The sequence below is a fragment of the Clostridium sp. CTA-1 genome (assembly GCF_054768215.1).
Genome location: NZ_BAAAAP010000010.1, coordinates 62,627 through 82,775, shown reverse-complemented (window position 1 = coordinate 82,775; position 20,149 = coordinate 62,627). Strand labels below are relative to the sequence as shown.

The following is a 20,149-nucleotide window of genomic DNA, read 5'->3' as shown; positions in this document are numbered from 1 at the left end:
GTATATAATTATGAGAAAAATATAAAATTAATGGATTTAACTATGAATGGACAGGATATAAAAAAATTAGGCATAAAAGAAGGAAAAGAAATAAGATTAATATTAGAGTATATGAAAAAATATAAAATTAATTTAGGATTACTAGACGAAGAAAATTTTTTAATAGATAATATGGGAGAGATAAAAAATGCCATTAAATATAAAAATACATAATTTCGATGGACCTTTTGACTTATTACTACATTTAATTAAAAAGAATAAAATGGAAATATATGATGTAAGTATATATGAAATAACTAATCAATATTTACAGTACTTGAATAGAATGGAAGAGTTAGATTTGGAAATAACTTCAGAATTTATAGTTATGGCAGCTACCCTGATTGAAATAAAATCTAAATATTTATTACCTAAAGTGGAAGAAGAAAAAGAGGAAGAGGAGAATGATCCTCAAAAAGAACTTTTAGACAAGCTTTTAGAATATAAAAAATTTAAAGCTGCTGCAGAGTTTTTTAAAACTCGTCAAAAGATAAGTGGAACATCCTTTAGTAAAAAACCAGAAATTATAGAAGTTAAAAATAAAGAAACAACCACAGAAGAACTACTTAAAAATGTAACAATGTTAAGCTTATATAATACATATAATGATTTAATAAGTAAATATTCGAATAAAATGAATGAAAATGTGGAATTTAAAGGAGAAATACAATTAGATAAATATAAAATAGAAGATAAGATAGAATATATCGGTAAAAAAATAAGTTCAAAAGAAAAGTGGCTTTTTTCTGATTTTATAAAAGAATGTAGTTGTAAAATGGAGATAGTAGTAACTTTTTTAGCTATACTAGAGCTTATAAAGTTAAAAACAATACAAGTATACCAATCTAATAATTTTAATGATATACATATAGAAAGAGGCGTTGTAGGTGAATAAAGATTATGAAGAACAATTAGAAATAAATGAAGTATCACAAAAAAACAAATATAAATCTATAATAGAATCTCTTTTATTTATGAGTGGAGAACCTATTAACATAAAAGATTTAGCAACTATATTAAATTGTAAACATGATAAAGTAAGCTTATTACTTAATGAAATGAAAAATAACTATGCTAGTAAGGATAGGGGGATAAAAATATTAATATATAATAAAGCTGTTCAACTAGTGACTAAACCAGAAAATAGCATATATGTAGAAAAACTATTAAAAACTAATGTAAGACAATCCTTATCTCAGGCAGCTTTAGAGACATTATCAATCATAGCATATAAACAACCTATTACCAGAGTTGCTATAGACGAAATAAGAGGGGTGAAAAGCGATAGAGCTATATATACCCTGTTAGAAAAAAACATTATAAAAGAATGTGGTAGACTGGAGGTACCAGGTAAACCTATTTTATATGGTACTACGGAAGAATTTTTAAAATTTTTTGGCTTAGATAGTATAGAAGCTATTCCTAATTTAGAAGATTTACTAAAAGAATTTAGTAAAGAAGAAGATTAATCCTTAAAACAAACTAAAAAGTAGTATAAAAGCCCCTTAAATATATATTAGGGGCTTTTATTTAGATTTCATGATTATTAAAATTACTGTCACAGCTAGAATTTTCTTCAGAATCATTTTCCTTTTTATTACATCCAAACTTATCTTTTAACATATCCATTATTTGGGGCACATTATCTATTAATTTTTCATAAGTATTTTTATGATCTACAGATAAAAGTCTTATTTGATCACCTTTTATTACTAGAAATGCAACTGGTTTTACAGTAACACCTGCTCCAGATCCCCCTCCAAAAGGGTAATTTAAGTCATTCTCATTTTGCTTTTCAGATAAATACTCGGAACCACCAGAAGCGAAACCAAAGGAAACTTTAGATATAGGTACAATTGTAGTGCCATCGGGACTATTTAAAGCATCACCTACAATTGTATTTACATCTATCATATCTTTTATGTTTTCCATGGTATTTTTCATTAAATTTTCAATAGGATGACTATCCATTAAAAAAACCTCCTCATATAATTTATTAACAGATTTTTTATTTTAAAAATTTTATTAATAAATTTATTTTATGCCCTTTTTAAATTTTTATAATTTATTTTAAATGAAATGTATATATATATAATTTTTACCAAGCTTATATAAAATATACCTTTAAATTTAAACTCTATAAAATTTTTGTTTTTAAATAAAGGGGTTATATTAAACTTAAAATTTTTAAGTTTAAATATTTTAAGTAAATAATTATAAATATAAGGTACTAGACTTTGCAGCGCCCCATAAATAATAGCTGAATAAGCTGCATCTTCTATATCATAATTTAAAAAAGCAGAGATATTAGCTTTAGGTTTAAAATTACATTTTTCTAAAGTTACTTTTAAAGCTTTTGTCTTGTTATCATCTTTTTTCTCATTTGTTTTTTTATTAATATAATTTTGCTTTTTTATATTTTTAGATTCTTCTTTTTTCCATTTAAAATTATATATATACACATTAAAGTATTTATCAGTATATATAACTGTTATTTTAAAAGGCATGATTAAAATAAGTATAAAAATTATAAATATTGAAATAATAAAAAAAAGCATGTTAAAAGCCTCCTGGAGATTTAAATATTATAAATTATTGCCAATAATAAAAAAATATAAACAATTATATAAGTAAACATATAAAAAATTATGTAAATTAAATCAAAAAGTAAACTAAAAAACTATTTATTTTTCAAAAAATTTTACAAATAATAAATACAACATAACTGGAGAGTGAACAAGATGAAAAAAACTCTAAAAAACAAATTTATATTAATACTTTCTTTAATATTTATAGTTACATTAATACCAACAAAAGCTTACGGGAAAGAAGAATCTCAAAAAAACAAACCACCTTATATTAATGCTAGATGCGCCATTGCCATAGATAAGGATACGGGAATAGTATTATTTGAAAAATCAGCCAACGAAATAGTTCCTATTGCAAGCACCACAAAAATAATGACCACTCTAGTAGCACTAAAGTATGGAGACTTGGATAGAAAAATAGAAATCTCTGAAAATGCAGATAAAATAAAAGGATCAACGGTAGGCTATAAAAAAGGTGAAAAAATAACCTTAAGAGAATTACTTTATGGCCTTATGTTAAGATCCGGCAATGATGCAGCTATAGCTATAGCTGAGGGTATAGCAGGAAGTGTAGAGGGTTTTTCTAAACTTATGAATGAGTATGCTAGTGAAATAGGACTTTTAAATTCTCACTTTATAACTCCCCATGGTTTAGATAAAGATGAACATTACTCTACAGCCTATGATTTAGCTCTAGCTACAGCAACTGCTAAAAAATATGAATTGTTTAATAAAATAGTATCCTCCAAAGATGTAAAAAAAGAAGAATATAGTTTTACAAGAGATTACCACAATATAAATAAAATACTTTGGAAGATACCTGAAGCGGATGGAGTTAAAACAGGGTATACTGGAAAAGCAGGTAAATGTTTAGTAACCTCCTCTAAAATCAATGGTAATGATATTATAATAGTAGTTTTAAACTGCACTCCTAGATGGAATGAGACAACAAAAATACATGATTATGTGAAAAATAATTATGATTTTAAAAAAATATGTACTAAAGGAGATATATTAGATCAGGCTGTTTTTGAGGAAGGTTCCGTAAACATAATAGCAGACAAGGATATAATTATTCCTTTTAAAAATGGAGCAGATTATTCTATAAAGATAAATAAGCCTAAAGAGTTAAATTGGAAAGTTAAAAAAGGTGAAGATTTTGGATCTATTTCTATATTAAATGGTAATGAATTAATCTATAATAAAAAACTTAAAGCAGGAAATAACTTATCTAAGGGTGGAATAAAAAATTGGTTTTTAAATAAGAAGAAATGCACCTCTGATAAATAAGCATTAATAAAAGGGATGTCTCAAAACAGATTTAATTTTTATATTTAGAGTTCTAAAAATTAAATCTATTTTATTTTGAGATATCCCTTTATTGTTGTTTTAATTTATTTTTTATTTAATTTCATTTCTATGTATTTGTCTAAATAAATTTTTATGATGGCTGCAATAGGTACAGATAAAAACATACCCATTACACCAAAAGTTCCTCCGCCAATAGTTATTGCAAATATTATCCATATAGGACTTAAGCCAACTTGATTGCCAAGAATTTTAGGACCTAAATACCAACCATCAAATTGTTGAAGTATTACTATAAAAATTAACACCCAAATAGCTTTTATATAATTAAAAAACAATGTTATTATAAAAGCAGGTATCATTCCTATAAAAGGACCAAAATAAGGAATCATATTTGTTATTCCTACAATAAAAGATATTAAAGCAGCATAAGGAACTTTCATTATTGTTAATCCCGCAAAACACATTAATCCAATTATTAAAGAATCTATAGATTTACCTATTATGTATTTTGAAAAAACCATGTCTACCTCTTTGAAGAAACTCAAAATTTTTGAATAATTTTTTTCACCAGATAGCGCTAATATAAATTTTTTTAAGTTTTCTATAAGACTTTCCTTATCTAATAAAAGGTATATAGAAATAATTAATCCAAATACAAACTTAACTAAAAATGAAGTGAATTTTATTGTAGTATTTAAAAATGTATTTATAAATGTATTAGTTAAATTAGATATTTTATTCAATAAACTAGGTATATTATTGCTTATTTGAGAATTTTCCATTAACATATCATATACCTTTGAATATTTTATATTATCATTAAACCACTGAATTGTTTGATTAATATAATCAGGACTATGAGCGAAAAGATCCCCAATATTTTTTATAATTTTAGGAACAAAGGTATTTATAAATAGTATCAAAAGGCCGATTACAATTATATAAGTTATAATAATACTAAATATCCTTTTTAATTTAAATTTATTTTGAAAATATTTCATTAATGGATTTAATATATAAGCAATTCCAAAAGCCCAAATAAATGGTACTAATATTGATAAAAAAGATTTCATAAAAGAATAAATATTTTCTATGTTGTTTATAAATTTTAAAAGTAGAAAGGATATCACTATTATAGGTATAAATTCTAAGAATGGTATTTTTTTATTTTTCGTCACCTGTTTAACCCCCAATTATAGATAATAATAACCTATGCGCTTTATAAATTTTACTATATTGTAATAGATTTTACAACCTATATAATATTATAAATGCGTTTAAAAAAATTAAATCATAAGTATATATTAATAAATTTTTAATATTCTGAATTTTATCTTGTTAATACTATTTATGATATAGTTATGTGATATAATAAAAAACAAATAAATTTATTTTTTAGTATGGAGGGCATTAATATGGATACAAAAACTAGAATACTAGGAGGATTATTTGGAGTAGCCTGTGGAGATGCTTTAGGTATAACATTAGAAAATATGGATAAAGAAGAAATTCATAAGTATGGATATTTAAAAGAAATAGTTGGCGGTGGGGTTTTTGATTTAAAACCAGGCTGTACAACAGATGATACTTTAATGGTGTTATGTGTAGCTAAAGGAATATTAAATAATCCAGAAGATCCAAAAGATAGCATAGGAAATGAATTTATGAAAGTATACCAAGATCTAATAAAATATGGAGGCACTACTATAAAGTGTACCATAGAAAAATTTTTGGAATGTAGAGACTGGTATGAAGCTAGTTTACACAGCAGTGAAGTACTTAGCTGGCAAGCTGCTGGTAACGGAGCCTTGAAAAGAAGTCTGCCTGTAGCTTTATATTATAAAGATTATGATGAAATAGTTAAAATAACAAAAGAACAATCTCAATTAACTCATAGAAGTAAAATTGGAGAGAGAGCTTGTCTTCTGTATAATACATTAATTTATTATTATATAAAAGAATATGATAAAAATGAAGCATTAAAATTAGTACTTAAAGAATTTGATGAATTTTATGAGATAACAAATATAAATAAATACTCATTAAACTCATCCCCTTTTGTAGTAGATTCATTAATGTGTGCTATTTGGAGTATTATGAATACAACTACAGCAGAAGAAGCTATATGTGAAGCAGTTAATTTAGGTGGAGATGCAGGAAGTGTAGGGGCAATAACTGGAGGACTAGCCGGTGCGTATTATGGATATGATGCTTTACCGAAAAAATGGACAAACATAATAGATAAAAAACAAGAATTATTAGATATAGCCTTAAAATTAAGTAAAAATAGTTAGAATTTTTATTAATAAAAGTAAATAATTTGTTAACATAATTGTTAAATAAATAAACAATAGTTTGTGCAAAATATAACAATTACTAATTGAATAGAATTTATTGTTGACTATAATAATAAATTGTGGTAAATTAAATGAGTAATTTAAAAATAGGCGATGGAGTTCGCCATAATCGCGTAATGCTAATGACTCCTACAAATAATATGATTGTTATTTGTAGGATTTTTTGCGTTTGTAATAAAAATTTAAGGGAGGAGATTTTATGGCAGGAAGTTTAGCTATTATTATTTTATTAGGATTAATTGCAAATAAACTCTTTGAAAAGTTAAATCTACCAGGTCTTTTAGGAATGTTAATATTAGGTATTATAATAGGCCCTCATGGTTTAAACTGGTTAAGCAAAGATATATTAAATACTTCATCGGATCTTAGAAAAATTGCTTTAATTGTAATTTTATTAAGGGCAGGATTAGGTCTTAATAAATACGAATTAAAATTGGTTGGTAAAACAGCTCTAAAATTAAGTTGTATACCTGGAATTATAGAAGGATTATTTATAGCAATAGCCTCCGTAAAACTTTTAGGTTTTTCTTTTATACAAGGAGGATTATTAGGATTTATTATTGCTGCAGTTTCACCAGCAGTAGTTGTACCTCAAATGTTAAACTTAATAGACAAAGGCCTTGGAAAAGCTAAGGGTATACCAACTCTTATACTGGCCGGCGCGTCTATAGATGATGTTTTTGCAATAACAATATTTAGCACATTTTTAGGATTATATACGGGGAAGAATATAAATATAGCCATACAGATATTAAAAATACCTGTTTCTATAATATTAGGTACATTAATTGGTGTATTATCAGCAATCATTATTATAAAGATATTTAAAAAGTATCCTATAGATAACACTAAAAAGATATTAATTATACTTAGTATATCTATTATACTTACTTTAATAGAAACTTTACTAAAGGGTAAATTAGAAATAGCTAGCTTATTGGGGGTTATGTCTTTAGGCTTTGTAATATCTGATAAAATTCCTAGTATAGGAGATAAAGTATCTAAAGGATTAAATGAAATATGGGTTTTTGCTCAAATACTTTTATTTGTTCTTGTAGGAGCTGAAGTAAATATGGTAATAGCTTTTAAATCAGGATTTTTAGGTATAATTATTATTGCTTTAGGTCTTATAGGAAGAAGTATAGGAGTATTAATTTCTCTGAAAGGTTCAAATTTAAATATAAAAGAAAAACTCTTTTGTGTTATAGCCTATATCCCTAAAGCTACAGTTCAAGCAGCTATGGGAGCAGTACCATTAGCCAATGGTGTAGCAACAGGAGATATTATTTTAGCAATAGCAGTTTTGTCAATTTTAACTACAGCTCCATTGGGAGCTATAGCAATAAATTTATCTGGTCCAAGATTATTAGAATTAAACCTTTCTTAGACTAGATCAAATTTTTTATAAAATATATCTCTTTTGCTATAAAAAACTTTGAAAAATACAAGAAAATCATTAAGTTGTATAAAAATAGATTTAATTTTAATATAACAAATTAAAAAATACAAATACTAAATATATGAATAAGCTTTAATAGTTCTTAATCTAGGGAAATTAATTGATTTATAAGTGTATTTTTTATCTTTGCGGTGTTAAAATTAAATCTATTTTATTTTGAAATATCTCTTTATACAAAATTTATGTTAATTTATTATCATTCATGATACATAAGAATGAAGGATTTAAGCAAAAGATTGTTAAATAATAGTAAAAAATCTCCCTGAAATTAATGAAAACTTAATGAAATTGATAAAAGTAAAATTTACCACAATTAATTTTCAGAAATATGTTAATTTTCTAAAGAATATATAGTATAATATAAAATAAAAAATAAATGGATTTTTCAAATAGCAAAAAGGGGGAGGATTCCTATGTGTTCCAATGAGTTAGCAAATATCAAATTCAAAGAACTAGAAGAATATATAAACAATATCTCCAATAAGAAAGGATCCCTTATAGAAGTGCTTCATAAGGCTCAACATATTTTTGGATATCTTCCAAATGAAGTGCAGGAATTTGTAGCTAAAAAGCTAGATATTCCCGTTTCAAAGGTTTACGGAGTTATTACTTTTTACTCTTATTTTACTACAGAACCAAAGGGTGAAAATGTTATAAATGTCTGTATGGGCACAGCTTGCTTTGTAAAGGGAGCTGGGGATGTACTTTCAGAATTTGAAAAGAAATTGAATATAAAAGTTGGAGAAACCACTAAAGATGGCAAATTCACATTACAAGTTTTAAGATGTGTAGGGGCCTGTGGATTAGCTCCAGTGGTTACAATTAATGATAAGGTATATGGACATTTTACTAAAAATGAAGTAGATAAAGTATTGGAAGAATATGGGGCGTAGGAGGGATATTTATGGAGAAAATTAATTCGTATAAAGAATTGAAAAGCTATTATGAAAACTATAAGGATTTATTAAAAAGTAGACATACCACCCATGAAGAAGAAACAGCAGTAGAAAATAAAAAATGTGAAAGACTTATACTAGTTTGTGGTGGTACAGGATGTAAATCAGCTGACAGTGATAAAATTGTAGAAAATTTAAAAGAAGAAATAAACAAATTAGGACTCCAAGAAGAAGTAAAAGTTTCTATTACAGGATGCTTTGGTTTCTGTGAAAAAGGTCCTATAGTTAAAATAAATCCAGATAATGTTTTTTATGTTAAAGTAAAACCAGAAGATGCTAAGGAAATAGCAGAAAAGCATTTATTAAAAGGTGAAGTAGTAGAAAGATTACTTTATGAAGAACCAACCCTTAAAGAAAAAGTAAAAAGACAAGATGAAATGTCTTTTTACAAAAAACAAAAAAGAATTGCTCTTAGGAATTGTGGACTTATAAATCCAGAAGATATAAAAGAATGTATCGGCTCAGAGGGATACTTAGCCCTAGGAAAAGTTTTAAGTGAAATGACACCGGATGAATTAATAAAATTAATAACTGACTCAGGACTTAGAGGAAGAGGCGGCGGTGGCTTCTCTACAGGTAAAAAGTGGAGTTTTGGAAAAATGTATGATAGTGATGTTAAATATATAATATGTAATGCAGATGAGGGTGATCCAGGAGCCTTTATGGATCGTTCCATATTAGAAGGAGATCCTCATAGCATAATTGAAGCTATGGCCATAGCTGGCTATGCCATAGGAGCTTCCAAAGGTCGTATATATATAAGAGCAGAATATCCTTTAGCTGTAAATAGATTAAAAATAGCTATGGATCAAGCTAAAGAGTATGGTCTTTTAGGAGAAAATATTTTAGGCACCGGTTTTAACTTTAATATAGAAATAAAATATGGTGCAGGAGCCTTCGTATGTGGGGAAGAAACAGCATTAATACACTCCATAGAAGGAGAAAGGGGAGAACCTACTTATAAACCACCATTCCCAGCAGAAGCTGGTCTTTGGAATAAGCCAACAGTTGTAAATAATGTAGAAACTTTAGCAAATATACCTGCCATAATAAATAGGGGTGCAGATTGGTATAAATCCATAGGAACAGAAAAATCCAATGGTACAAAAGTTTTCGCCCTAGCAGGGAAAATAAATAATGTTGGATTAGTTGAAGTTCCTATGGGGACTAGTCTAAGAGAAATAATATATGATATAGGTGGAGGTATAAAAAACGGTAAGAAATTTAAAGCTGTTCAAACAGGAGGACCTTCAGGTGGATGTATTCCAGCTTCGCTTTTAGATATTCCTATAGACTACGAATCACTAACATCTATAGGGTCTATGATGGGATCCGGTGGAATGATTGTTATGGATGAAGATAATTGTATGGTAGATATAGCAAAATTTTATCTTGAATTTACAGTGGATGAATCCTGTGGTAAATGTACCCCTTGTAGAATCGGTAATAAGAGACTTTTAGAAACTTTAATAAAGATAACCAATGGGAAGGGTTCAGAGGAAGATTTAAATAAATTAGATGAATTATCACATATAATAAAGGATACTTCCTTATGTGGATTAGGACAAACTGCACCAAATCCAGTACTAAGTACTATGAGATATTTTATGGATGAATACGAAGCTCATGTTAATGAAAAAAGATGTCCATCAGGTACTTGTAAGAATTTACTCCATTATGAGATTACTGATAAATGTATCGGATGTACTAAATGTGCAAGAGGTTGCCCAGTATCCTGTATAATAGGAAAAGTTAAAGAAAAACATTTTATAAATCAAGAAAAATGTATTAAATGTGGAAATTGTTATAGTGCTTGTCCAGTTGGGGCTATTATAAAGAAATAGGAAGAAAGAGGTGAATAAAATGAGTTTAGTAACTTTAAATATAAATGGTAAAGAGCTTAAGGTAGAGAAGGGAACCACTATATTAGATGCAGCAAAACTTTTAAATATAAATATACCAACTCTATGTAATTTTCATCTTAATGATAATAAAACAGAAAATAAACCTGGTTCCTGTAGGGTCTGTGTAGTAGAAGTAGAAGGGCGAAAAAACTTAGCGCCAGCCTGTTGTACCCCTGTAGGGGAAGGAATGATAGTAAAAACCAATTCCATAAGGGCTATAAAAGCTAGAAGAGCCATAGTAGAATTACTTTTATCTGATCATCCAAAAGATTGTTTGCTTTGTGAGAAAAACACAAAATGTGAACTACAAAAATTAGCTGCAGATATGGGAATAAGAGAAATGAAATATCAAGGTGAAATTTCAATGTATCCTATAGATATTTCTAGTTATTCCATAGTTAGAGATATGGATAAATGTATACTTTGTAGAAGATGCATAACTATGTGTAATGAAGTTCAAACTGTAGGAACTCTATCTGCTATTGGAAGAGGTTTTGAAACTGTAGTAGCACCAGCCTTTTCTGAAGCTATAAAAAATACTAATTGTACCTTCTGTGGACAATGTGTTTCTGTCTGTCCAACTGGGGCTTTAACAGAAGTAAATAATACAAGTAAAGTTTGGGATGCTCTATCACAAAAGGATAAAGTTGTTATTGTACAAACAGCTCCAGCTATTAGAGCTGCTTTAGGTGAAGAATTTGGATTAGAACCTGGAACAACTGTTACAGGAAAAATGGTAGCGGCTCTTCGTCAATTAGGATTCAGTAAAGTTTTTGATACAGATTTTGCAGCAGACTTGACTATTATGGAGGAAGCTTCAGAATTTATTCATAGATTAGAACATGGCGGAACACTTCCAATGCTTACAAGTTGTTGTCCAGGATGGATAAAATTCTTTGAACACAACTTTAATGATTTAATGGATATACCATCTAGTTGTAAGTCTCCTCAGCAAATGTTTGGAGCTATAGCTAAAAGTTATTTAGCAGAAAAAATGAAGGTAGATCCTAAAGATATTATAGTAGTATCTGTAATGCCTTGTCTTGCTAAAAAGTATGAAGCAAAAAGAGAAGAAATGAAGAGAAATGGAATTCCCGATGTAGACATTGTTATAAGTACAAGAGAATTAGCTAAAATGATAGTAGAAGCGGGTATAGATTTTAATTCTCTACAGGAGGAAGAATTTGATAATCCACTAGGTGAATCTACAGGGGCTTCAGTAATTTTTGGAACTACCGGTGGTGTTATGGAAGCAGCCTTAAGAACTGCCTATGAATGGGTTACTAAAGGTACTTTAAAAGATGTAGAATTTATAGAAGTTCGCGGTGAAGAGGGTATAAGAGAAGCTACAGTAAACATAAAGGATATAGAGGTTAAAGTAGCTATAGCTAGTGGATTAGGTAATGCTAGAAAACTTTTAAATGATATAAGAAATGGAAAGTCTAAATATCATATGATCGAAATCATGGCGTGTCCATCAGGCTGTGTAGATGGTGGTGGTCAACCTTATATCTATGGAGATACAAATATATTGAAAAAAAGAACAGAAGCCCTATATAAAGAAGATAGTAATAAAGAAATAAGAAAGTCTCACGAAAATCCATATATAAAGAAACTTTATGAAGAATATTTAGGTAAACCTTATGGTGAAAAAGCTCATGAACTTCTTCATACTAAATATAGAGTTAGATAACATGAAATAAATACAAATTTTTTCATTAATATACACCAAATAAAAACAGTGTCAGTATGATTTTAAACTATAATCAGTTATAAGTTTAAAGTAATTTCCTAAAATATAAAACCTATATTAGATTATATAGTTTATTGTAGGTTTTGTAATATAAAAATAAGAGAGCCTTTATTTACTCCTTTTTACCCCTCATTTTAAATATTTAGGCTCTCTTATTTTTGTGTTTTAATACTTCTGCAAATAAAATTTTCAAAATAGATTTAAAAAGAAATTAAATCTATTTTATAAATAAATTATTGACAAGGCTTTATTTATAAATTAAAGTTTATTTTAGATTATATTTTCAGGAGGACTTTTACATATGAGTATATTAACCGTTAAGGATATTAGCCATGGATTTGGAGACAGAGCTATTTTTGAGGAAGTATCCTTTAGACTTTTAAAGGGAGAGCATGTAGGACTTATTGGAGCTAATGGAGAGGGTAAGTCTACATTTATGAATATAATAACAGGAAAACTAATGCCAGATGAGGGTAAAATTCAATGGGCAAAGGATGTAAGAGTAGGCTACATGGATCAGCATTTAAATCTTACAAAGGGAAAAACCATTAGAGAAGTTTTGAGGGAAGCCTTTGACTATTTATTTAATCTTGAAAAAGAAATGAATGATTTATACATGAAAATGGGAGATGTATCCCAGGAAGAAATGGAAAAAATGCTAAATAGAACAGCTACTATACAGGATATGTTAGATCATAATGATTTTTACATAATAGATGCTAAAATAGAGGAAATAGCAAGGGGACTTGGTATTGCTGACATAGGTTTGGATAAGGATGTATCAGATTTATCTGGAGGACAAAGAACAAAAATACTTCTAGCAAAACTCCTTTTAGAAAATCCAGATATATTACTTTTAGATGAGCCTACAAACTATTTAGACGAAGATCACATAGAGTGGCTTAAAAGTTATCTTAAAAATTACGAAAATGCCTTTATTTTAATATCCCATGATATACCATTTTTAAATGAGGTAATAAATTTAATTTATCATGTAGAAAATAAAAGACTTACTCGTTATGTAGGGGATTATAATGAATTTAGAAGAGTTTATGAGGAAAACAAGAAACGACTAGAGGCAGCCTATGAAAGGCAACAGGCAGAAATATCAAAACTAGAAGATTTTATAGCAAAAAATAAAGCAAGAGTTTCAACCGTAGGTATGGCAAGATCTAGACAAAAAAAATTAGATAAAATAGATAAAATAGAACTTACAAAAGAAAAACCAAAGCCAGAATTTAATTTTAAACAGGCTAGAGCTTCTGGAAAAGTTATATTTGAAACTAAAGATTTAGTTATAGGCTATGATTCACCTTTAACAAAACCTTTAAATATAAAAATGGAAAGAGGACAAAAGGTAGCCTTAGTAGGAGCCAATGGTCTTGGGAAAACTACATTATTAAAAAGTTTATTAGGAGCTATAAAACCATTGGAAGGGGATGTTACTCTAGGTGATTATCAATACATAGGATATTTTGAACAAGAAGAAAGAGAATCTAATTATAATACCTGTATAGAAGAAGTGTGGAAAGAGTTTCCTGTATTTACTCAATACGAAATAAGATCTGCCCTAGCAAAATGTGGATTAACTACGAAGCAATTAGAATCTAAAATAGTAGTACTGTCCGGTGGAGAAGCAGCAAAGGTAAGGCTTTGTAAAATACTAAATAGAGAAACCAATATACTAATATTGGACGAGCCTACTAACCACTTAGATGTGGAAGCCAAAGAAGAATTAAAAAGAGCATTAAAAGAATATAAAGGTTCTATACTTTTAGTTTGCCACGAAAAAGAATTTTATGAAGATATAGTAACAGAAACTTGGAATTGTGAAAGTTGGACAACTAAAATTGTATAGTAAGCCTATAAAAGTAGCTAGTTATCAAATCTAGCTATTTTTTGCTATTTATTTCATAGCATTATAATTTGTATATTGAAGAAAATAGTACTGTAATTCTAAAACTTAATTCTTATTTTAGGAGGAATAAATGCTATGAGTGAAAAACATGATAAATCTTGTGCAAGTCAACAACAAAAAGAAAAAAAAGCAAATAATTCTGGGACTAAACGTAGTAAAAAAACACATAAAAAAGACTGATATTAAAATTAATTTAAAAACATTATGTTTTAAGTATATGCAGGATCAGCCTAAATATGAAAAATATAATTTAGGTTTAACAACTAAAATTATATAAAAATTTAAAATAAAAAGGGCTAATATAACTAGTGTAAAGGGTAACTATGATTAGAAAAGAAGAGGATGGCTTTGAATTTTATTTCAAATCATCCTCTGGATTTTATTATACAATTTTAGTTTAAGAAAGGAATTCTTACAATTAAGATTTTTTATTAGCTACAAGAGTAAGCAATTTTACATTTTTAAAATCTGTATACCCTCTTTCTTATAGATTTATACTCTAAATTTACAAATATGTTATGAATTGAATTAGTGAGCAGTTTCCTTTTTGAGTCTCCATATTGCCAGTGCAAAGCTAATACAGCACAACACTGCAAATAGCAGTATGACAGGCAGAATGTCCCCAAACACAATGATTTCTCCCAATATTAAATTGCGCAGAGCACTAATAATATACGTAAATGGATTGAGCTTCACAGCTATAGCCAAACCTCCAGACAAATTTTCTAAAGGAAAAAGAGCTGTGCTCAAAAAGAATATAGGCAGGATAATAGCAGTCATAATTGTTTCATATATTACTTCATTTGGCAAAGAAAGGCTGATGAAATAAGCAAGCCCTGACAGGAAGAATGCCGTCATAAAGATCAGCAGTATCATGAGCGCAATCCCGGTGATGCTGGATGATATCTTTACTGAGAAAAAAAGACTTACAACAAATAAAATCCCTACTTCCATAAAGGAAATCAGTATCACTTCTAACATTTGGCCAAGCACAATTGAGCTTCGTCTTACAGGTGCAATCAGATTTCTATAAAAACTACCGCTAGATTTCATAATGAAATTGATGATACCACCGCTACAACTTACAGAAAAGATCACGAGAAATATGATACCGGGCAAAACGAAAGCAGTGTAATTACCAACTCCCATATTTTGCATTGTCTGACTTGCCACAGCACTATACAAAACAAGCCAAAGAAGAGGTTGCAGTATGGTAACTAGGATGGAAATTGGGTTTTTTAGGCGCCACTTCATATTTCTCCACATAATATTTAGCATCGTTATTCCTCCTCTCTATTGTTCTCTGAACCCGTTAATGACAAGAAGACATCCTCCAAACTAGGTTCTACAATTTCCATTGCATTGAAATCCACTTTATTATCTAAAAGCCACTTATTCACAGTTGTAAAAGCTATTCTGCTGTTATCTACACCTAAAAAAACAGAATTATTTCGCACATTAATAAACTTAATGAGCCCCATGCTATTAAGGGAATCTTTATATTTTTTCATTCCCTGGATGCTGGGAAATGTGATGCGAAGCATATTTTGCCTAATATAACTACGTAAGCTACCAGGTGTTCCTTGGGCTAGTTCCTTACCATCCTTCATGATACAAATACTATCACTCAACTGGTCCGCCTCCTCAAGATAATGAGTAGTAAGAAAAATAGTTGTCCCATATTCATCTCGTATTTTCAGTAGCATTTTCCACAGGGCTTTTCTAGACTCAACATCCATTCCCACTGTGGGCTCATCCAGAAACAGAATTTTAGGCATTGATACCATATTCATGGCAATATCTAGTCTGCGTTTTACCCCGCCGGAATAGGATGCGGTAGGATACTTCCGATATCTGGAAAGCTCAAAGCTATCAATCAAAGAATTGATTCTTTCTTTTGCTACCTGCGCATCTACTTTATACAGCCTGCTTTGAAATATCATGTTTTCCATAAGTGACAGGTGCTCATCAATAGAAACATGCTGTGCAACACAAGCAATCTGTGTACGAACCCAGGCAGGATCCTTGCATAAATCTTTACCCAGAATTGTTACATTTCCAGATGTGAGTTTGTAAAAGGTTGTCAAAATGTTAATCAAAGAGGATTTTCCCGCGCCATTGGGACCTAACAGAGAAAAAATTTCTCCATTAATTACTTTTAAATTTAAGTCATCCAAGGCTCTGACACCATTTTTGTACTGCTTAACCAAATTGTCAACTCCAATTGCTAACATTTTACTCCTCCTTTTTAAGTGGGAATATTATTTCCGTAATATATTTATTTGGATTTCCTTTTAATATCATTCCAGGTCCTTTTATAAAAACTTCTCGAAAAGGAGGTTGTAAAGATAGATTGTTTTCTTGTGCATAGTTCTTAATAGCTTCGTATGCATAATACATTGTTTCATAAGACCCCACATGTGTAACACAAACAGCCTTTACTTGTGGCATATTTTTTACCGTAACACCATTACTCTTTGGAGTTTCAGCAGTAGGCACGCATAATTCCATTTCTCCCATTTTAGTTTCTTGATTCATTTCATAGTAGCAGAAAAAAGGGGCACCATTTACTTTCCCTTGTATGGCTCTAAACAGGCTAGGAAACACTTTTGACGCTCCGCTAACAGCTCCTTTGTACCCCATGAAAGCTACCCTGATGGGTTCAATATTCTTGATTTCAATTTTATAATTCATTTATTTTCCTCCTAAATACATTTGTATTATCTTGACTTCTTAACTGCGATCCAAACTTCCGAATGTCCGCCTTTTAATTTTGGATCACTAATAGGGTAAATTTCTATATCCGGCAATTTGGCATATTCATATCCAGAAAAGGGAAGCCATTCTGTGAGAAACCTTTTAAAAATTCTTTGAATAGAATCTTTAAAATTCCCATTACATTCAAAGATAACCCATGTAGCTGCAGGTATATTGAATTCCACCATTCCTTCTGGTACAGGTTTATCTGTGGCTGCTGCAATATAATAATATATGTCTTCAGGATTTTTATACACAGTTATACCTAAAATACCATGAGGGTTTTGATTATTTAATTTACAAATTTGTGAAAATAAATTACTTTTTAACGTTCCATCCCAGAAAGAAGGAACAATTTTAAAATTTTCTTCTGTATACTCTTTTAGTGCAGTTCTAATTCCTACAATTTTAATAGGATCTTTTCTTTCAATTCTATATCTCATACTTTCACCTCCAGTAATGCTAATAGAAAAACTAATAGGAGGATAAGTGTTTAATAAAGTTCCTTCCATGCGAGCAGCAGTTGGTGCAACACCATGAACATTTTGAAATGCACGATTAAATGATGTTGGAGAAACATAACCATACTTTGAACCAATATCCATGATTTTAGTGTCACTTACCTGTAATTCAAAAGCAGCTTTTGTCATTCTCCTACGACGAATATAATCAGATAGGGGAATACCCGCTACGTAAGAAAACATTCGCTGAAAATAATATGTTGAACAGCAAGCAATTTTTGCAGCTTCATCATAAGATATATCACCTTCTAGATTATTTTCTATGTAATCAATTGCTTGGCTTAGTTGCTTCAACCACTCCATATCATCACCTCCTTAGTTCAAAGTTTAACACAATATAAAATATATCTCTTCTCTTTTGGTGTCCAGTTTTGTAAACTTATTATTTGATAAAAATTCTCTTATATTTTTTGAATTTATGTAATAATTACCTTAGATTTATAATAAATAAAATTTAGGGTACTAATAAAGAGGAGTGATATATTTTTAAAATTTTTATAGTACTGAAAGTAATGTATTTGAATATACTATTTATGGCGATAAAATATTTATATTAATAGAGCTATTGTGTTTATTTTTATAAACTTTTTGATATAATATAAATTGGATAAATTTTATGCCTAAGCTGAGAAATACAAACTTTTTAAAACAAGCTTTTTAAAATCCTAATTAGAAAAGGCTTAGTGCTGAGAACACTAAGCCGATCCTAGAACGTTTTTAAGCAGAAATCCGAATTATCATTTGGTATAACTGCTTCCCACTTTAGTGGTGTTGTTTTAGGGCTATTGGATTTTTAACTTATAAATATGTTAAACAAGGAAAAAAGCACTAATCTTTGGAGGATGGGTGCTTTTTCTCTTTGCTATCAACTTCTATATCTAAACCAAGAAATCTAACCTTGATTTTTATATTGGAAATAAAAAGGTTGTGTTTTAATATTACATTAATAATATAAACAACAAAAACTCCTTTTATTAAAAGTTCTAGCATATCCAATACCACCCCCTTAAGCTATAATGAGAAATCATCCATAGCCCAAGGCGGAAAACGTACAACCACCGTAGCCATCCACTTCTACGGAATTTGAAATTTTTTACTTTTATAGTATAACATAATTTTACCAGCTAGTATAGTCATAAGTTAAAAAATAAACAAATTTTTAACAATGTAAAGGTCTATTAAATACTAATAAATTAGGAGAATTTATAGATGATAAATAAAACCTGTATTATACATTGACAGATTAAAAATTATAAATTATAATGATTAATAAAAAAAATTAAAGTAAAGAATACACTTTAAATTGGTCCTGCGAGATCAGAAAGAGGTATGATAATTATGAAAGAATTTTTTTGTGATGCAAAAAAAGGTTTAAATTTAAATAAAATTTATATAAAGGGAAATAAAAAGATTATTTTTTAGCATAAATCTTTTTATTTCCCTTTTGTTTTAAAAATTAGGTTTAGCCCTTGCAAAGTGTATTTTTACTGAAAAAATAAAAGGGGGCCACTTATGAAAGCAAAGCTTATATTAGAAAATGGAGTAGAGTTTAAAGGAAACGCATTTGGATGTCTAAAGGAAAGTGTTGGAGAGGTTGTATTCAACACTGGAATGACAGGGTATCAAGAAGTTCTTACAGATCCATCCTATTATGGTCAGATTGTTACAATGACATATCCTCTAATAGGAAACTACGGTATAAATTTAGAAGATATGGAATCAAAGTCACCAAAGGTTAGAGGATTTATAATTAGAGAAAAATGCAGTTTTTCAAATAATTTCAGATCAGAAGTAGAATTGGAAGATTATTTAAAGCAAAACAATGTTATAGGATTAGAAGGAATAGACACAAGAGCTTTAACTAAAATCTTAAGAAGCAGTGGAACTATGAAAGGTATAATAACTTTAGAAGATATAGAGTATGAAGAAGTTAAAGAAAAACTTAAAGATTTCTCAAATAAAGATGCTGTAAAAAAAGTTACAGTTAAAGAAAAATATGAAGTATCAGGAAAAGGAAATCATGTTGCAATACTGGATTTTGGCATAAAACAAAATATTATAAAATCTTTCTTAAATAGAGGATGCAATGTAACAGTTTTCCCAGCAAATGCAAAGTCAGAAGAAGTTTTAAAGGTAAATCCTGATTTGATATTTTTATCTAATGGCCCTGGAAACCCAGAAGATTTAACAGAAGTTATAGAAAATATAAAAATTCTTATAGGTAAAAAGCCTATTGTAGGAATATGTTTAGGGCATCAACTTCTAGCTCTAAGCTTAGGAGGAAAGACATCAAAACTTAAATTTGGTCACAGAGGATGTAACCATCCTGTGAAAGACTTAGAAGAAAATAAAGTGCATATAACTTCACAAAATCATGGATATTTTGTGGATGTTCTTCCAAGCGATATGGAAGTAACTCATGTTAGTGTAAATGATGGAACTATAGAGGGAATGAGACATAAAATTTTACCTATATTTTCAGTCCAATTCCATCCAGAAGCATGTCCAGGCCCAAAGGACAGCGACTATATATTTGATGAATTCATGAAATATGCACTATAAGAACAGGAAATTTAGGAGGTAGCA

The 20,149-nt window shown here is 29.0% G+C and carries 19 protein-coding genes and 1 riboswitch; of the genes, 11 read left to right on the top strand and 8 right to left on the bottom strand.

The genetic code is table 11. The features are described from left to right. The first annotated feature begins 30 nt into the window (after positions 1-30). From ACYUEW_RS10300 to scpB, 3 genes are read left to right on the top strand one after another with little or no spacing between them, the layout of a single operon-like run. Positions 31-213: a hypothetical protein gene (locus ACYUEW_RS10300; RefSeq protein ID WP_003485913.1), complete on the top strand. Its 183-nt coding sequence runs from the start codon at positions 31-33 to the stop codon at positions 211-213. Continuing rightward, entirely contained in the window at positions 188-934 is a 747-nt protein-coding gene (locus ACYUEW_RS10295) for a segregation/condensation protein A (RefSeq protein ID WP_003485916.1), read from the top strand. Before ACYUEW_RS10300 ends, ACYUEW_RS10295 begins: the two co-directional genes overlap by 26 nt. Then, positions 927-1,508 carry an SMC-Scp complex subunit ScpB gene (gene scpB / locus ACYUEW_RS10290; RefSeq protein WP_003485918.1) on the top strand — a complete coding sequence of 194 codons (582 nt, stop codon included), beginning with the start codon at positions 927-929 and terminating at the stop codon, positions 1,506-1,508. Before ACYUEW_RS10295 ends, scpB begins: the two co-directional genes overlap by 8 nt. 61 nt (positions 1,509-1,569) lie before the next feature. Here the strand turns inward: scpB and ytfJ are convergent, their stop codons facing one another. Both ytfJ and ACYUEW_RS10280 read right to left on the bottom strand, forming a co-directional pair. Continuing rightward, on the bottom strand, positions 1,570-2,010 hold the full coding sequence (gene ytfJ, locus ACYUEW_RS10285; RefSeq protein WP_003485921.1) for a GerW family sporulation protein: 441 nt from the start codon (positions 2,008-2,010) through the stop codon (positions 1,570-1,572). Positions 2,011-2,078: 68 nt separating this feature from the next. After that, positions 2,079-2,597: a DUF2953 domain-containing protein gene (locus tag ACYUEW_RS10280; protein WP_043031924.1), complete on the bottom strand. Its 519-nt coding sequence runs from the start codon at positions 2,595-2,597 to the stop codon at positions 2,079-2,081. A gap of 183 nt (positions 2,598-2,780) precedes the next feature. Here ACYUEW_RS10280 and ACYUEW_RS10275 point away from each other — a divergent pair, with 183 nt between their 5' ends. Next, a complete protein-coding gene (locus ACYUEW_RS10275; RefSeq protein WP_085333304.1) occupies positions 2,781-3,917 on the top strand; it encodes a D-alanyl-D-alanine carboxypeptidase family protein in 1,137 nt (378 codons plus the stop codon). 104 nt (positions 3,918-4,021) lie between these two features. Here the strand turns inward: ACYUEW_RS10275 and ACYUEW_RS10270 are convergent, their stop codons facing one another. Further along, on the bottom strand, positions 4,022-5,116 hold the full coding sequence (locus ACYUEW_RS10270) for an AI-2E family transporter (RefSeq protein WP_030035128.1): 1,095 nt from the start codon (positions 5,114-5,116) through the stop codon (positions 4,022-4,024). 237 nt (positions 5,117-5,353) lie between these two features. Between ACYUEW_RS10270 and ACYUEW_RS10265 the strand changes: the two genes are divergently transcribed. The 6 genes from ACYUEW_RS10265 to ACYUEW_RS10240 all read left to right on the top strand — a co-directional run bounded on the left by ACYUEW_RS10265 (position 5,354) and on the right by ACYUEW_RS10240 (position 14,225). Next, complete coding sequence (locus ACYUEW_RS10265; protein WP_460276697.1) at positions 5,354-6,232, top strand: ADP-ribosylglycohydrolase family protein; 879 nt, start codon at positions 5,354-5,356, stop codon at positions 6,230-6,232. A 143-nt stretch (positions 6,233-6,375) separates the two neighbouring features. Further along, a riboswitch (Fluoride riboswitch) is annotated at positions 6,376-6,434 on the top strand. Between the two features lie 60 nt (positions 6,435-6,494). After that, complete coding sequence (locus tag ACYUEW_RS10260; RefSeq protein ID WP_460276696.1) at positions 6,495-7,682, top strand: cation:proton antiporter domain-containing protein; 1,188 nt, start codon at positions 6,495-6,497, stop codon at positions 7,680-7,682. 485 nt (positions 7,683-8,167) lie between these two features. Next, the gene (gene nuoE / locus ACYUEW_RS10255; protein ID WP_003485931.1) at positions 8,168-8,647 is read left to right on the top strand and encodes an NADH-quinone oxidoreductase subunit NuoE; all 480 of its coding nucleotides are present in this window, start codon (positions 8,168-8,170) and stop codon (positions 8,645-8,647) included. Between the two features lie 11 nt (positions 8,648-8,658). Continuing rightward, a complete protein-coding gene (locus ACYUEW_RS10250) occupies positions 8,659-10,554 on the top strand; it encodes an NADH-quinone oxidoreductase subunit NuoF (RefSeq protein ID WP_085333302.1) in 1,896 nt (631 codons plus the stop codon). Between the two features lie 19 nt (positions 10,555-10,573). Next, positions 10,574-12,307 carry an NADH-dependent [FeFe] hydrogenase, group A6 gene (locus ACYUEW_RS10245; RefSeq protein ID WP_085333301.1) on the top strand — a complete coding sequence of 578 codons (1,734 nt, stop codon included), beginning with the start codon at positions 10,574-10,576 and terminating at the stop codon, positions 12,305-12,307. A gap of 361 nt (positions 12,308-12,668) precedes the next feature. After that, positions 12,669-14,225 carry an ABC-F family ATP-binding cassette domain-containing protein gene (locus ACYUEW_RS10240; protein WP_460276695.1) on the top strand — a complete coding sequence of 519 codons (1,557 nt, stop codon included), beginning with the start codon at positions 12,669-12,671 and terminating at the stop codon, positions 14,223-14,225. Positions 14,226-14,813: 588 nt separating this feature from the next. Here the strand turns inward: ACYUEW_RS10240 and ACYUEW_RS10235 are convergent. The 5 genes from ACYUEW_RS10235 to ACYUEW_RS10215 all read right to left on the bottom strand — a co-directional run bounded on the left by ACYUEW_RS10235 (position 14,814) and on the right by ACYUEW_RS10215 (position 18,553). After that, positions 14,814-15,563, bottom strand: coding sequence for an ABC transporter permease (locus ACYUEW_RS10235; RefSeq protein ID WP_003485936.1), 750 nt, complete (start codon positions 15,561-15,563; stop codon positions 14,814-14,816). Positions 15,564-15,565: 2 nt separating this feature from the next. Then, the gene (locus ACYUEW_RS10230; RefSeq protein WP_460276694.1) at positions 15,566-16,519 is read right to left on the bottom strand and encodes an ABC transporter ATP-binding protein; all 954 of its coding nucleotides are present in this window, start codon (positions 16,517-16,519) and stop codon (positions 15,566-15,568) included. Position 16,520: 1 nt separating this feature from the next. After that, positions 16,521-16,979: a GyrI-like domain-containing protein gene (locus ACYUEW_RS10225; protein ID WP_003485938.1), complete on the bottom strand. Its 459-nt coding sequence runs from the start codon at positions 16,977-16,979 to the stop codon at positions 16,521-16,523. A gap of 26 nt (positions 16,980-17,005) precedes the next feature. Continuing rightward, positions 17,006-17,866 (bottom strand): AraC family transcriptional regulator, encoded by an 861-nt coding sequence (locus ACYUEW_RS10220; RefSeq protein WP_003485939.1) that lies wholly within the window; start codon positions 17,864-17,866, stop codon positions 17,006-17,008. A gap of 525 nt (positions 17,867-18,391) precedes the next feature. Beyond that, positions 18,392-18,553, bottom strand: coding sequence for a hypothetical protein (locus tag ACYUEW_RS10215; RefSeq protein ID WP_195745664.1), 162 nt, complete (start codon positions 18,551-18,553; stop codon positions 18,392-18,394). A 522-nt stretch (positions 18,554-19,075) separates the two neighbouring features. Between ACYUEW_RS10215 and ACYUEW_RS10210 the strand changes: the two genes are divergently transcribed. Then, positions 19,076-20,125 (top strand): carbamoyl phosphate synthase small subunit, encoded by a 1,050-nt coding sequence (locus ACYUEW_RS10210; protein WP_460276693.1) that lies wholly within the window; start codon positions 19,076-19,078, stop codon positions 20,123-20,125. Positions 20,126-20,149: the final 24 nt, after the last annotated feature.

Bases quoted from the DNA above. Each gene is read 5' to 3' on its own strand.
- ACYUEW_RS10275 (WP_085333304.1), top strand. From the start codon at position 2,781: ATGAAAAAAACTCTAAAAAACAAATTTATATTAATACTTTCTTTAATA.
- ACYUEW_RS10245 (WP_085333301.1), top strand. From the start codon at position 10,574: ATGAGTTTAGTAACTTTAAATATAAATGGTAAAGAGCTTAAGGTAGAG.
- ACYUEW_RS10225 (WP_003485938.1), bottom strand. From the start codon at position 16,979: ATGAATTATAAAATTGAAATCAAGAATATTGAACCCATCAGGGTAGCT.
- ACYUEW_RS10295 (WP_003485916.1), top strand. From the start codon at position 188: ATGCCATTAAATATAAAAATACATAATTTCGATGGACCTTTTGACTTA.
- ytfJ (WP_003485921.1), bottom strand. From the start codon at position 2,010: ATGGATAGTCATCCTATTGAAAATTTAATGAAAAATACCATGGAAAAC.
- ACYUEW_RS10230 (WP_460276694.1), bottom strand. From the start codon at position 16,519: ATGTTAGCAATTGGAGTTGACAATTTGGTTAAGCAGTACAAAAATGGT.
- ACYUEW_RS10250 (WP_085333302.1), top strand. From the start codon at position 8,659: ATGGAGAAAATTAATTCGTATAAAGAATTGAAAAGCTATTATGAAAAC.
- ACYUEW_RS10210 (WP_460276693.1), top strand. From the start codon at position 19,076: ATGAAAGCAAAGCTTATATTAGAAAATGGAGTAGAGTTTAAAGGAAAC.
- nuoE (WP_003485931.1), top strand. From the start codon at position 8,168: ATGTGTTCCAATGAGTTAGCAAATATCAAATTCAAAGAACTAGAAGAA.
- ACYUEW_RS10300 (WP_003485913.1), top strand. From the start codon at position 31: ATGGATTTAACTATGAATGGACAGGATATAAAAAAATTAGGCATAAAA.
- ACYUEW_RS10220 (WP_003485939.1), bottom strand. From the start codon at position 17,866: ATGGAGTGGTTGAAGCAACTAAGCCAAGCAATTGATTACATAGAAAAT.
- ACYUEW_RS10235 (WP_003485936.1), bottom strand. From the start codon at position 15,563: ATGCTAAATATTATGTGGAGAAATATGAAGTGGCGCCTAAAAAACCCA.
- ACYUEW_RS10280 (WP_043031924.1), bottom strand. From the start codon at position 2,597: ATGCTTTTTTTTATTATTTCAATATTTATAATTTTTATACTTATTTTA.
- ACYUEW_RS10260 (WP_460276696.1), top strand. From the start codon at position 6,495: ATGGCAGGAAGTTTAGCTATTATTATTTTATTAGGATTAATTGCAAAT.
- ACYUEW_RS10215 (WP_195745664.1), bottom strand. From the start codon at position 18,553: ATGCTAGAACTTTTAATAAAAGGAGTTTTTGTTGTTTATATTATTAAT.
- ACYUEW_RS10240 (WP_460276695.1), top strand. From the start codon at position 12,669: ATGAGTATATTAACCGTTAAGGATATTAGCCATGGATTTGGAGACAGA.
- ACYUEW_RS10265 (WP_460276697.1), top strand. From the start codon at position 5,354: ATGGATACAAAAACTAGAATACTAGGAGGATTATTTGGAGTAGCCTGT.